The following is a 13,731-nucleotide window of genomic DNA, read 5'->3' on the forward strand; positions in this document are numbered from 1 at the left end:
GATCCCTCCTAGTCTCCTCACGGTGACGCGCCGGTTGACGACACGCCGTCGCGACAGGTGTTAGGGGATCTGGGGGGATCTGTTGCTCACGTCTGTCTTCATCGCTGCCGTTTCACTGGTTCTGTTCTGGATGGCCGCCTTCACCCTGTGGTGGCAGATGCACGCGTGGCGTACGCCCGAGGTGCTCGCCTCCACCCGTTTCAGCAGACCGGACGGCGGAGAGGGACTGTCCTTCTCGCTGTTGCTGCCCGCCCGGCACGAGCAGGCGGTGCTGCACCACACGATCCGGCGCCTGCTGGAGTCCGGTCACGACGACTTCGAGATCATCGTCATCGTGGGGCACGACGACCCGGAGACCGCGGCCGTCGCCCGCGGGGCCGAGGCCCGCGATCCGCGGGTGCGGGTCGTCGTCGACACCCATGAGCGGAAGAACAAGCCGAAGGCCATGAACACGGCGCTGCCGTACTGCCGCGGTGACGTCGTCGGGGTCTTCGACGCCGAGGACCAGGTGCATCCGGAGCTGCTCGCCCATGTCGACCACGCGTTCCGTACGACGGGTGCGGACGTGGTGCAGGGCGGGGTGCAGCTCATCGACTTCCACTCCAGCTGGTACAGCCTGCGCAACTGCCTTGAGTACTTCTTCTGGTTCCGCTCGCGGCTGCACCTGCACGCGCAGAAGGGGTTCATCCCGCTCGGCGGCAACACCGTCTTCGTCCGTACGGAGGTGCTGCGCGAGGCGGGCGGCTGGGATCCGGACTGCCTGGCGGAGGACTGCGACCTCGGGGTGCGGCTGTCCAGCGCCGGCAAGAAGGTCGTCGTCGCCTACGACTCCGACATGGTGACCCGGGAGGAGACGCCGGGCAGCCTGGTGTCCCTGCTGAAGCAGCGCACCCGCTGGAACCAGGGCTTCCTCCAGGTCTACCGCAAGCGGGACTGGCGGCGACTGCCCACGTTCCGGCAGCGGTTGCTGGCCCGCTACACCCTCATGACGCCCTATCTGCAGGCCGTCTCCGGGGTGATCATCCCGCTCAACGCGGCCGTCGCGCTCTTCCTGGACGTGCCGGTCGGCATCGCCTTCGTCACCTTTCTGCCGGCGGTCACCGCCCTGGTCACCTTCGTCTTCGAGGTGGTCGGCCTGCACGACTTCGGCAAGCAGTACGGACTGCGCGTGCGCTTCGTGCACTACCTCAAGCTCGTCGCCGGCGGGCCGTTCTACCAGGTGCTCCTCGCGGGGGCGGCCGTGCGTGCGGTGTGGCGTGAGCAACGGGGCCGCACGGACTGGGAGTTGACCCGTCACGTCGGCGCGCATCTCACCGAGACGATCCGAGAGGACGTTCCCGCGTGACCTCCACCCTTCCCGCGGCGGCCGGCACGGCCCCCGCGCGGCGGCTCCGCGCGCCCGAAACCGTTCCGGTCGTCCGTCCCGTCCCCCGTTTCCGCAGCTCGCGCTCCGACCTGGTGCTGTGCGGGCTGCTGCTCGCGGCGATCATGGTCGTGCAGGGCTGGAACATCACCGACTACCCGGCCCTCAGCGACGACGAGGGCACCTATCTGGCGCAGGCGTGGGCGGTGCAGCAGGGCGACGGGCTCGCCCACTACACCTACTGGTACGACCACCCGCCGCTCGGCTGGCTCCAGTTGGCGGCGCTGACCTGGCTCCCCGCGCAGATCAGCCCGTCGTCGATGACCGTCGGCCCGATGCGCGTGACCATGCTGCTGGTCGGTGCCGCGAGCGCGGTCCTGCTGTACGTCCTCGCGCGCAGGCTCCGGCTGCCGCGCTGGGCGGCCGGCCTGGCGATGGCGGTCTTCGGGCTCTCGCCGCTGTCGGTCGTGCTCCAGCGGGAGATCTTCCTGGACAACATCGCGGTGATGTGGACGCTGCTGGCGTTCTGCCTGGCCGCCTCGCCGAACCGGCACCTCTGGCACCACTTCGCGGCCGGCGTCGCGGCCGCCACGGCGGTGCTCACCAAGGAGACGATGCTCGTCGTCCTGCCCGCGCTGGTGGTCACCATGTGGCGCCACGGCCACCGTGACACCCGCAAGTTCGCCCTGACCGGAGCGGTCACCGCCTGCGTGCTGATCGGCCTGGCGTATCCGCTGTTCGCGCTCCTCAAGGGCGAGTTGCTGCCCGGCTCCGGGCACGTGTCGCTGTGGGACGGCATCGCCTACCAGATGAGCCGCCCCGGCTCCGGCTTCGTCCTGGACCCCGGGTCCGGCTCGCACGGCGTGCTGCGGTCCTGGCTGTACTACGACCGCGTCCTGCCCCTCGGCGGGCTGGCGGGCGCCGTGCTGCTCCTGCTCTCCTGGCGCTGGTCGGTGACGGCGCGCGCGCTGGCCGGCCCGGCCCTCACCGTCGGCATCCTCGCCCTGGTCGCGCTGCGCCCGAACGGCTACCTGCCCGCCATGTACGTCATCCAGGCGCTGCCGTTCTTGGCGCTGGTGCTCGCCGGGGGCACCGCGAGCGTGGCGCACGCGGTGCTGCGCCGGTGGCGGAGTCCGCGGGAGCGGCCGTACGTCACCTGGGGGCGCCGGGCGACCGCGGGCCTGCTCGTGGCGGCAGCGGCTCTGTACGTCGTGCCGCGCTGGTACGACGGCGACCGCACCGCCCTGACCGCCGACGCGAACGCCCCCTACCGGGCCGCGTCGCACTGGCTCGCCACGCGGGTGGAGGACCCCGCGGACACCCGGGTCCTCGTCGACGACGCGCTCTGGCTCGACCTCGTGCACCAGGGGTACCAACCCGGGCTCGGCGTCATCTGGTTCTACAAGGCGGACCTGGACCCGGCGGTGACGAGGACGATGCCGCGGGGCTGGCGGGACCTGGACTACGTGGTCGCCTCGCCGACGGTCCGGCGGGACGCGGCCGACCTGCCCCTGGTGAGAGCCGCGATGCGTCATTCCACGCCGGTGGCCGTGTTCGGCACCGGTGAGGACCGGATCGAGATCCGCCGGATCCAGACCGAGGGAGGCTCCCGATGAGTCACGAGTCCACCGTTCCAGAGGAGCTCGGCGAGCCGGCGGTGCACGCGGCCGAGGTGCCCGAGCCGGGCGCCGTCACCATCGTCGTACCGACCTTCAACGAGTCCGCGAACGTGCGGGAGCTGCTGCGCCGGATCACCGAGTCGGTGCCCGCCCGGCTGCCCTGCGAGGTCGTCTTCGTGGACGACTCCACGGACGACACCCCCGAGGTGATCGCGCGGGCGGCACGGGACTGCCCGTTCCCGGTGACCGTGCTGCACCGGGAGGAGCCCGTGGGCGGCCTCGGCGGCGCCGTCGTGGAGGGGCTGAAGGCCGCGGCCTCCGAGTGGATCGTCGTCATGGACGGCGACCTCCAGCACCCGCCGTCCCTGGTGCCGGAGCTGGTGGCCACGGGGGAGCGGGCGTTCGCCGGGCTCGTCGTCGCCAGCCGGTATCTGAAGGGCGGCAGCCGCGAGGGACTGGCGGGCGGCTACCGCGTGGCCGTGTCGCGCGGCGCGACCTGGCTCACGAAGGCGCTGTTCCCGCGCAGGCTGCGTGGCATCAGCGACCCGATGAGCGGCTTCTTCGCGATCCGGCGCAGCGCGGTCACCGCCGGTGTCCTCCAGCCGCTCGGCTACAAGATCCTCCTGGAACTCGCGGTGCGCAGCCGCCCCCGGCAGGTCACCGAGGTGCCGTTCGTCTTCCAGGACCGGTACGCGGGCGAGTCCAAGTCGACGGCGCAGGAGGGGTTCCGCTTCCTGCGCCACCTGGCCGGGCTGCGCACGGCCTCGCCGGTGGCCCGGATGGTGGCCTTCGGCCTGATCGGCGTGACGGGGTTCCTGCCGAACCTGCTCGGCCTGTGGGCGTTCACGGCCGCCGGGGTGCACTATCTGCCGGCCGAGATCGTCGCCAACCAGTTCGGGGTGGCGTGGAACTTCCTGCTCATCGAGCACCTGCTGTTCCGCGAACGGCGCAGGCACCGCAACCGGTGGGACCGTGCGGGCCGGTTCGCGCTGCTGGCCAACGCCGACCTGGTGCTGCGCATCCCGCTGATCGCGCTGTTCGTGCGGGAGTTCGGGATGGGCGCCGTGCAGGCCACCGCGCTCGCCCTGGTGACGACCTTCGTCCTGCGGTACGCGGGGACGGAGGCGCTGGTCTACCTGCCGCGCGGGGCCGCCGGGCCCGGACGCGGGAACCGCAGCCGCAGCCGCACAGCGAGGAGAGCCGCGTGACCTTCCCTCTCGGATTCCGGCGCAGAACCTCCCTGCTGGCGGTGACGGGCCTCGCCGCCGGCCTGCTCCTGGTCTCGCCGCAGCCCGCCGCCGCGGCGAACCTCGTCAAGAACCCCGGCTTCGAGACGGCGGGCACGGACGGCATGCCGTACTGCTGGGAGAAGTCCGGCTGGGGCGACAACGACTTCACGTTCTCCACCGTCGCGGGCGCCCACTCGGGCACGAAGGCGATGAAGGTCGAGCTGACCCGGCGCGTGGACGGCGACCGCAAGGCGCTGGTCACCGAGAGCGCGGACTGCGCCCCGGTGGTCACGCCGGGCAGGCAGTACGACCTCGGGCTCTGGTACAAGTCGACGACCCCGGACACCTCCCTCACCCTGTTCCGGCACGACACGACGGCCGGCTGGCAGTACTGGACCGACCTGAAGACGCTGGAGACGGCGGGGAGCTGGACGCAGGCGTCGGTGCGCACGCCCGCGGTGCCGGCCGGCACCGACCGCGTCAGCTGGGGCGTGTCCGTCTACGGCACGGGCTCCGCGACCACGGACGACTACACGATGGACGAGGTCGCCGACCCCGTGCCGCCCGTCCGGTGCACGGGTACGGCCGACGAGTGCGCCAACGGGAAGTGGACGGTGCTGCCCACGCGGAACCCGGTCCGGTCCATGCACTCGGTCGTGCTGAACAACGGCAAGGTGCTGCTCATCGCGGGCTCCGGCAACAGTGAGGAGATGTTCGCGGCGGGCACGTTCACCTCGGCGGTCTACGACCCGGTGCGGGGCACCTACCGGCAGATCCCGACGCCCAAGGACATGTTCTGCGCGGGGCACGTACAGCTGTCCGACGGGCGTGTGCTGGTCATGAGCGGCAACAAGGCGTTCCCGGTGGCGGGCGGCCACGGCTACGAGGGGTACAAGGACTCGTACGTCTTCGACCCGGTCAGCGAGACGTACAGCAGGACCAACGACATGAACGACGGTCACTGGTACCCGTCGGCGACCGTCCTCGGCAACGGTGACGTGATCTCGTTCGGCGGGCTGCGCGAGGACTCCACGGGCTCGGTGACCGCCGAGCTGTGGTCGGCCGCCGAGCAGCGCTGGCAGCCGCTGTGGAAGGTCAACCAGACCTGGTCGTACTGGGGTCTGTACCCGTCGATGATCCTGATGCAGGACGGCCGCCTCTTCTACTCGGGCAGCCACGTCTTCGGCAACGGCACCCCGGGCACCGGCTCCGCGATCTACGACTACGGAGCCAACACGACGACCGCGGTCCCGGGCCTGCGGAACAAGGACCAGCGGGACCAGTCCGCGAGCGTGCTGCTGCCCCCGGCGCAGGACCAGCGGGTGCTGACGCTGGGCGGCGGCAACATCGACTCCAACCCGGACGCGAACCGGCTGACGGACATCATCGACCTCAAGGCGCCCTCCCCGGCGTACGTCGCGGGCCCGCCGGTCCCGCAGGGCGAGGTCGACCTCGGCACCGGCAGGGTGGCCCAGACCGGCGGCCAGGGGAAGATGTACGTGTCCGCCGTGCTGCTGCCCGACGGCAAGGTCCTGGAGACCGGCGGCGCCCTGCACAACCGCGCGGACCCGGTCTACGAGTCGTCGCTGTTCGACCCGGTGACCTCCACCTTCGACCCGGTGACGCCCGACCCGGAGGAGCGCGGCTACCACTCGTCCGCGTTCCTGCTGCCCGACGGCCGGGTGATGACGACGGGTGACAACCCCGGCAACGGCACCTGGAACCACGACGTGTCCCTCTATACCCCGCCGTATCTGCTCAAGGGCCCCCGCCCGGAGATCACTTCGCTGATCGACACCGAGTGGGTCTACGGCGACACCCAGCGCATCACCGTCGACCGGCCCATCGCCAAGGCCGAGTTGATCAGACCGGCCGCGGTGACGCACTCCTCCGACCCGAACCAGCGGTTCGTGGACCTGCCGCTGAGCGTGGACGGCGGCAACGTCGACCTCAACGTGACGAGCAACCCGAATCTGGCCCCGCCCGGCTGGTACATGCTCTTCGCGGTCGACGCCAACGGCGTGCCGTCGGTGGCGAAGTGGGTGCACCTCCAGGGGCCGTCCGCGCTGGCCGCGGACACCGCCTCGCCGCACGTCCACGCCTTCGCCGACGCGCCGGAGGGGAAGACGAGCGGGCCGGGGAAGAAGCGGACCTCGCAGCGGGTGAGCCCGACGGTCTCCGGCTGCGACCCGCACTACGGGTCGGTCAACGTGTGCGTGCCGACGGTGTTCCCCGCCGGTGTGAAGGACACGGCGGCGGCCCGGTGCGCCTGGCTGAAGGCCAACGACTACGGCCGGCTGCGCGTCAACGGCGGCGACGATCCGCTGGGCCTCGACCCCGACCGGGACGGCCGGACCTGCGGAAAGGGGGACGTGCGGAGGTCCTGATGTCGGCTCCGCTGAGCCGGACCGCGTGCCTTCAGTGGCTTCCGAACTCCGCCAGGGCGCGTTCCACGATGGCCTCCAGGCGGTCGTGGTGCGCGCCCCTCCAGTAGGCGCGCCCGCACGCGGCGCACTGGGCGAAGACGTCGTACGACCGGCTCGTGCCGCCTTCGAGCCGGTCGGCCAGCTCCTCCTTGGTGGCCTCCCTGAGCAGCCCGTTGCACGCGGTGCAGCGCGTCCAGGGCTTCAGCTCGGGCGCGAACCGGCCGAGCACGTCGCCGAGTTGGTCGTCGGGACGGGTGCTGTACACGAAGGCGCCGGCCCACAGCTCGCGGCGCCGCAGCAGCCCGCGGTCGCGGCTGAGCAGGACGCGCCGCTCGGCCGCCGAGCGGGCGGCGAGGGCCGGGTCGCCGATGTCGGTGGACTCGTACGCCGCGTCGACGCCGAGCAGGCGCATCCGGCGGGCCAGCGTCCCGAGGTGGACGTCGAGGAGGAAGCGCAGCGGCGCCCCGGGTACGGACTGCGGGCGCCGGACGGCACGCACGTGGACGGACTCGCCCGCGGCGGGGATGTGCGACACGGGCACCTCGCGGCCGTCCACGACCAGGGCGCCGACCTCGGTCAGCGGGACGCCGAGCGACTCGACGACATGGCCGAGGGTGGAGGCGCCGTCGGTGGCCACCCCGGTGGCGGCGGCCCGCCGTGCGGGCGGGACGAACAGGCCCAGCTCGGGGGCGAACTCGACGTGGATCTCCGGTCCGTTCACCGGGTCAGGATGCCACGGCGGCCGGGCCCGCGGCCTCCGGGTTTTCAGCGGGCCGGGCCGTGCTCCAGGGCGTCCAGGGTGCGGTCGACGAGGGCGGCGAGGTCCTCGCGGTGACCGCCCTCGGCCCAGTACAGGGCGGTCTCCAGCAGGGCGCCGGTCAGCGCCGCGGCGTACACGCGCAGGTCCAGGCCGTCGGGGTCGCGTCCGGTGCGTTCGCCGATGACCCGGCAGAGCATGCGGCCGGTGCCGGAGAGGATCTCCCTCGTCCGGGAGCGCACCGCGGGCACCTCGGCCATGAGCCGGGTGAGCAGCCGCAGCACCTCGGGCCGCTCGGCGAGGCCGCGTCCGAGGGCGTGCCCGAGCACGTGCCGCAGGGATTCGGGCCAGGGTTCCCCGGCGGGCCGTGACCGGAGCTGTTCCTCCGCCTCCCGGTCGAGCCCGTCCGGGAGCACGATGTCCTCCTTGGCGGGGAAGTAGCGCAGGACCGTGGAGGGGGAGACGTCGGCCGCCGCGGCGATCCGCTCGACGGTGGTCGCGTCGTAGCCGTGCTCCTGGACCAGCCGGTGGGCCGCCGCGCGGATGGCGAGCCGGGTCTTGTTCTTCTTCCGCTCGCGCAGCCCCGGCCGGGGCTCGGCGGTGGAGCGGTGTGCGGTGGCGGCCATGGCGCCCATTCTCCGCCACGGGCGGGGACGAGCACCCTCGCCGTGAGCCGCCTGGGCCGGTGGTTCCGGCGGGCCGGGGTCAGCCGGAACCGGGCCCGGACACGGGACAGGCCCGCACGTGGAACAGCGCCCGCACATGGGAGGCCCGGACACGGAACCGGGTCCTGACACGGGACAGGGCCGCGGCGGACGGTCGCGGCCCTGGAGCTCTCGGTGGCGAGGCCGGTGCTAGTAGGCCACCAGCGAGATGCCGACGTAGTGCGCGGTGAACGCGGCCAGGGTGAGGGAGTGGAAGACCTCGTGGAAGCCGAAGTACTGGGGTGAGGGGTTGGGGCGCTTGAGCGCGTAGATCACGCCGCCCGCGCTGTAGAGCAGGCCGCCGATGACGACCAGGACCAGGACGGCCACCCCGCCGGCACGCATGAAGTCGGGCAGGAAGAACACGGCCGCCCAGCCCATCGCGATGTAGCAGGGGGTGTAGAGCCAGCGCGGCGCCCCGACCCAGAACACCCGGAAGAGGATGCCGGCCAGGGCGGCTCCCCAGATGCCCCACAGGAGCACTCGGCCCTTGTCGTCGGGCAGCAGGAGCATCGTCAGCGGTGTGTACGTGCCGGCGATGATCAGGAAGATGTTCGCGTGGTCGAGTCTGCGCAGGACACCGTCCATGCGCGGGGTCCAGTCGCCGCGGTGGTAGACGGCGCTCACACCGAACAGCAGGCAGGCCGTCAGCGTGTAGATCCCGCAGGCGAGCCGTGCGCGGCCGGTGTCGGCGAGCGCGGTGAGCAGCAGTCCCGCGATGAGCACGGCGGGGAACATGCCGAGGTGCAGCCAGCCGCGCAGCTTGGGCTTGACCGGGTGCGGCAGGGTGAGTTCGACGGGGCCGCGGCCGGCGGCCGGCGAGTCCGTGGGCGCGTCGGGGACGGGCGCAGTCATGCAGTCAATCCTACCTACGGAAGCGTAAGTTACGCGTCAGTACGACCCGGGTCGGTCGATAGTGGCCAGCGTCTCACGTGATGTCGCAGACGTGACAGCACGGGGCCTCGAAGGGGAACGAATGTGCCCGGGGAAACCCGCCTGCGAGTGGTGATGCTCACGCCGCTCAGGTGTGAGGCCCTCTGGACATATGGGCGGATGCGTCGGATGATCAAATGAGTGCGGTCGGCACCGGATGAGCGCCCATGATCCATCACCGTGAAGCATCCGGGTCGCGGCCCCCACGGGGCATAAAACAACAAAACCCCTCATTCTAGGAGCAATCGTGGCGCGCGACATCGCGGCTCCCACCGTCGTCCCCACCTCTCACCAGGAACTGATCTCGTGGGTGAACGAGATCGCCGAACTGACCCAGCCGGACAGCGTGGTCTGGTGTGACGGATCCGAGGCGGAGTACGAGCGGCTGAGCGAGGAGCTCGTCCGCAAGGGCACCTTCCGCAAGCTCGACCCGATCAAGCGCCCGAACTCCTACTACGCCGCCTCCGACCCGACCGATGTCGCGCGGGTCGAGGACCGGACGTTCATCTGCTCCGAGAAGGAGGAGGACGCCGGCCCGACGAACCACTGGAAGGCGCCCGCCGAGATGCGGGAGATCTTCCAGGGTCAGGACGGCGAGGGCGGTCTCTTCCGCGGCTCCATGCGCGGCCGGACGATGTACGTCGTCCCCTTCTGCATGGGCCCGCTCGGCTCCGACCTCTCCGCCATCGGCGTCGAGATCACCGACTCGGCCTACGTCGCCGTGTCCATGCGCACCATGACCCGCATGGGTCAGCCGGTCCTGGACGAGCTCGGCTCCGACGGCTTCTTCGTGCGTGCCGTGCACACGCTCGGGGCGCCGCTGGAGGAGGGCCAGGAGGACGTGCCGTGGCCGTGCAACTCCACGAAGTACATCTCGCACTTCCCGGAGTCGCGTGAGATCTGGTCCTACGGCTCGGGCTACGGCGGCAACGCCCTGCTCGGCAAGAAGTGCTACGCCCTGCGCATCGCCTCCGTCATGGCGCGTGACGAGGGCTGGCTCGCCGAGCACATGCTGATCCTCAAGCTGACGCCGCCGCAGGGCGGGTCGAAGTACGTCGCCGCCGCCTTCCCGAGCGCCTGCGGCAAGACCAACCTCGCCATGCTGGAGCCCACGATCTCCGGCTGGACCGTCGAGACGATCGGCGACGACATCGCCTGGATGCGCTTCGGCGAGGACGGCCGCCTGTACGCCATCAACCCCGAGGCCGGTTTCTTCGGCGTCGCGCCCGGCACCGGTGAGCACACCAACGCCAACGCGATGAAGACCCTGTGGGGCAACTCCGTCTTCACGAACGTGGCGCTCACCGACGACAACGACGTCTGGTGGGAGGGCATGACGGAGGAGACCCCGGCCCACCTGACGGACTGGAAGGGCAACGACTGGACGCCGGAGTCCGGGACCCCGGCCGCCCACCCGAACGCGCGCTTCACCACCCCCGCCGCGCAGTGCCCGATCATCGCGCCCGAGTGGGAGGACCCCAAGGGCGTGCCGATCTCCGCGATCCTCTTCGGCGGGCGCCGCGCCTCCGCCGTGCCGCTGGTCACCGAGTCCTTCGACTGGAACCACGGCGTCTTCCTGGGCGCGAACGTCGCCTCGGAGAAGACCGCCGCCGCCGAGGGCAAGGTGGGCGAGCTGCGCCGCGACCCCTTCGCCATGCTGCCGTTCTGCGGCTACAACATGGGCGACTACATGGGGCACTGGGTCGACGTGGCCAAGGGCAAGGACCAGTCGAAGCTCCCGAAGATCTACTACGTGAACTGGTTCCGCAAGAACGACGAGGGCAAGTTCGTGTGGCCCGGCTTCGGCGAGAACAGCCGCGTGCTGAAGTGGATCGTCGAGCGCCTGGAGGGCACGGCGGCGGGCGTCGAGACCCCGATCGGCGTGCTGCCCGCCAAGGGCGCGCTGGACACCAAGGGCCTCGACCTGCCGGAGTCCGACCTCGACTTCCTGCTCACCGTAGACAAGGAGGTGTGGCGCGAGGAGGCGTCGCTGGTGCCCGAGCACCTCAACACCTTCGGCGACCACACGCCCAAGGAACTGTGGGACGAGTACCGCGCGCTGGTGCAGCGCCTGGGCTGAGGCCCACCCCCTGCTCCGCGGCCGGCCCGTTGCCCTGACCTGCGACGTCGTCAAGGCCGGCCGCGGGTGACGGCTCCACCCGGGGCGAGCCGGCCGGCCGTGCGCAGGTGACGGCGACAGGCCGGACGAGCCCCGGCCGTGTGGCGACACGCCGACCCGGAGCCCTGGGCCAGGACGGCGACAGGCGGGCCCTACGAGTTCCCGCGCCCGGGCGGCGACATGCGGACCCGCGACTTCCCTGCCCGGGTGACGCGCCGGCCCTCGGCCCTCCCGGCCCGGGCGGCGACACGCCCCATGAGCCCCTTGCCCAGCGGATACGCACAGTTGTTTCATGCCCCTACAGGCGCCCCGCTCGACGAGCGGGGCGCTCGACTCAGCCTGTGGGGGGCACAGTTGACAACCGCACACAGCCGTGGACGGACGGTGGCCGCGCTGGCCGCGCTCGGGATGGCGGGGGCCGGTCTGACGGTGGGGGCGGCGCCCGCGGCGGTCGCCGCGACGGACTCCGTGGCCAAGCTGCCGATCTCCTCGTACGCGGCGATGGTGATCGACTCGGCGCACCAGCGCGTCTACGTCACCGAGGACAGCAGGAGCAGCGCCGACGGCTCCATCCAGGTGTACGACTTCGAGGGCCGCAAGGTGGCCACGCTCACCTCCAGCGGCCCGGTCTCGGGAATGGCGCTCAGTGAGGACAGCGGCACGCTCTACGCGTCCAACTACGAGATGATCGCGGCGTACGACACGCAGACACTGGCCAGGAGCGTGTACGCGTACACCCCCTGGTACGCCTACTGCGGGCGCCAGGTCGCGCATTCCGGCGGCAAGATCTGGTACACGCAGAACTACAACACCGACGACTGCTCCTCGTACACGAACAGCCTGTACGGGTTCACCGGGGGCGCCGCGTACGACACCAAGTGGTCCGCCACCGGGCGGCTCCAGCTGGCGACCGGGGACGGCGCCCCGAACCGGCTCTTCATGGGGCAGCCGCAGGGCAGCCCGGAGAAGAACCCCTTCCTGACCTCGTTCGACACCGGCGGTGACACCCTGGTGCGCGGGGCCGCCCGGCGGTTCGCGGACGCCGACGGCAACGGCGCGCTGAACTTCAAGGACATGTCGGTCTCGGCGGACGGCAAGCTGCTCGCGGTCGCCGACGCGGGCTACGGGACGCGCCTGCTGAACACCGCCGACCTCTCCGACGCGGACGGCTCCTACGCGGCGCTGCCCGCCGGGGCGACGGCGTCGGCCGTGGCGTTCAGCGGCGACGGCACCTATCTCGCCCGCGGTGCCGCCGCCTCCGGCAGCACGGCCGACCTGCTCGTGCAGAAGGCCGACCCGGGGAGCGCGGCCGCGCCGCTGGAGTTCGCCTTCGAGGGCGGCCTCGACGGCGACCGGGTCGCCCCGCGCGGGCTCGGCTGGTCGAAGGACGGGACGCGGCTGTTCGCCGTCACCACCAACGCCTACGGCAGCGAGTACTGGCTGCACGTCATCCAGCCGCCCGCCGCCCAGTACGACTCGCGCTTCAGCGGCGGACTGAGCCACTCGCCGAGCCGGGCCGTGGTCGGCGAGGCGCTCGCCGTCCGGGGCCGCCTCACCCTGGACGGCACCGCTCCGGTCGATCCGGTGAAGGTCTCCGCGGTCCGCACGGACGCGTCCGGGACGCACCGGCTCGCCTCCGTGGAGGCCAGGGCGGACGGCACCTTCACGGTGTTCGACGAGCCGGACGCGGTGGGGGAGGCGACGTACACCGTCTCGTACCTGGGCGACCTCACGCACCGGCCGGCCGAGGACGTCAGTCTGACGGTCCCGGTGTACAAGGCGCCGACGACGCTCACGCTGACCGCTCCGGACGAGGCCACTCTCGGCGGCGGGGTCGAGATCACCGGCACGCTGGGCCGGCAGGGACCGGCGCTGGAACCCGGTGCCACGGTGCGGGTGGAGCGCGCCGACCGCCTCGGTTCGGGTGCGCTCCCGTCGGTGGCGGTCGGGGCCGACGGCACGTTCACCGTCAAGGACCTGCCGCGGACCACACGGACGGTCACCTACACCCTGAGCTACGCGGGTGACGCGCTGCACGAGGGTGCGACCGCGTCGGCGCAGGTGGAGGTGCGCCGGCGCTGACGGGAAAGGTGGCGCCCGGTCCGCACGTCGCTGCGGGTGCGCGCGGACCGGGGCCGATCGGGGGAGCCGGGAGGGCTCAGTGGGCGGCGAGCTCGCGGGGGCCGACGGCCGCCGCGTGGGCGTCCATCCGCTCGGCCGCCAGGATCGCGGCGGCCGTGTCGGCGCGGGAGGCGGCGACGACGAGAGCGCGTCCGGCGAGCGCGTGCGCCCGCTGGTGGAGCATCACCAGGTGCGGTTCGTGGACCGCGGCGGCCACCGACGCCCGCACGGGTGCCTGGCCGCGGCACAGGCGGGCGACCTGCGCGGCGAGCCGCTCGGCCGCCTGGTCGAGATCGGCGGAGGGCGCCAGGGCGCGGAGGTCGTCCGTCACGGCGAGCAGGGCGCCGAGATGGCCGGCGAGCTGGATGTCCAGCTCCTCCTCGCGGGAGCGGTGCGGGAAGTCGGGGTTGGGGCCGTCAGCCGTGCTGTGGACCGACTTGGTGCGGATCGGTTCGTACAT

Annotated in this window: 10 protein-coding genes; 6 read left to right on the forward strand and 4 right to left on the reverse strand. The window is 71.9% G+C overall.

Annotated elements, in window-relative coordinates:
* The first annotated feature begins 82 nt into the window (after nt 1-82).
* Genes ACWGIS_RS11915 through ACWGIS_RS11930 form a run of 4 tightly spaced genes read left to right on the forward strand, consistent with a single transcriptional unit; the run spans nt 83 to nt 6,598 of the window.
* Nucleotides 83-1,345, forward strand: coding sequence for a glycosyltransferase (locus tag ACWGIS_RS11915; RefSeq protein ID WP_453362258.1), 1,263 nt, complete (start codon nt 83-85; stop codon nt 1,343-1,345).
* Nucleotides 1,342-2,979 (forward strand): ArnT family glycosyltransferase, encoded by a 1,638-nt coding sequence (locus tag ACWGIS_RS11920; RefSeq protein ID WP_453362259.1) that lies wholly within the window; start codon nt 1,342-1,344, stop codon nt 2,977-2,979. The genes ACWGIS_RS11915 and ACWGIS_RS11920 overlap by 4 nt, the downstream gene beginning before the upstream one ends.
* Nucleotides 2,976-4,190: a glycosyltransferase gene (locus ACWGIS_RS11925; RefSeq protein WP_453362260.1), complete on the forward strand. Its 1,215-nt coding sequence runs from the start codon at nt 2,976-2,978 to the stop codon at nt 4,188-4,190. Before ACWGIS_RS11920 ends, ACWGIS_RS11925 begins: the two co-directional genes overlap by 4 nt.
* Entirely contained in the window at nt 4,187-6,598 is a 2,412-nt protein-coding gene (locus ACWGIS_RS11930) for a galactose oxidase-like domain-containing protein (RefSeq protein WP_453362261.1), read from the forward strand. The genes ACWGIS_RS11925 and ACWGIS_RS11930 overlap by 4 nt, the downstream gene beginning before the upstream one ends.
* 31 nt (nt 6,599-6,629) lie before the next feature.
* Here ACWGIS_RS11930 and ACWGIS_RS11935 read toward each other — a convergent pair whose 3' ends face one another.
* From ACWGIS_RS11935 to trhA, 3 genes are all read right to left on the reverse strand, one after another.
* A complete protein-coding gene (locus tag ACWGIS_RS11935) occupies nt 6,630-7,358 on the reverse strand; it encodes a Mut7-C RNAse domain-containing protein (RefSeq protein ID WP_453362262.1) in 729 nt (242 codons plus the stop codon).
* Between the two features lie 44 nt (nt 7,359-7,402).
* The gene (locus ACWGIS_RS11940) at nt 7,403-8,020 is read right to left on the reverse strand and encodes a TetR/AcrR family transcriptional regulator (RefSeq protein WP_453362263.1); all 618 of its coding nucleotides are present in this window, start codon (nt 8,018-8,020) and stop codon (nt 7,403-7,405) included.
* A 228-nt stretch (nt 8,021-8,248) separates the two neighbouring features.
* A complete protein-coding gene (gene trhA / locus ACWGIS_RS11945; protein WP_453362264.1) occupies nt 8,249-8,953 on the reverse strand; it encodes a PAQR family membrane homeostasis protein TrhA in 705 nt (234 codons plus the stop codon).
* Nucleotides 8,954-9,278: 325 nt separating this feature from the next.
* On the opposite strand from trhA, the gene ACWGIS_RS11950 reads away from it, so the two are divergent.
* Together ACWGIS_RS11950 and ACWGIS_RS11955 are read left to right on the forward strand one after the other, a co-directional pair.
* Nucleotides 9,279-11,111 (forward strand): phosphoenolpyruvate carboxykinase (GTP), encoded by a 1,833-nt coding sequence (locus ACWGIS_RS11950; RefSeq protein WP_453362265.1) that lies wholly within the window; start codon nt 9,279-9,281, stop codon nt 11,109-11,111.
* A 423-nt stretch (nt 11,112-11,534) separates the two neighbouring features.
* Nucleotides 11,535-13,232 (forward strand): Ig-like domain repeat protein, encoded by a 1,698-nt coding sequence (locus ACWGIS_RS11955; RefSeq protein ID WP_453362266.1) that lies wholly within the window; start codon nt 11,535-11,537, stop codon nt 13,230-13,232.
* A gap of 76 nt (nt 13,233-13,308) precedes the next feature.
* Here the strand turns inward: ACWGIS_RS11955 and ACWGIS_RS11960 are convergent, their stop codons facing one another.
* The gene (locus ACWGIS_RS11960) at nt 13,309-13,731 is read right to left on the reverse strand and encodes an SCO4983 family protein (protein ID WP_453362267.1); all 423 of its coding nucleotides are present in this window, start codon (nt 13,729-13,731) and stop codon (nt 13,309-13,311) included.

Source organism: Streptomyces sp. NPDC054842 (genome assembly GCF_053611025.1).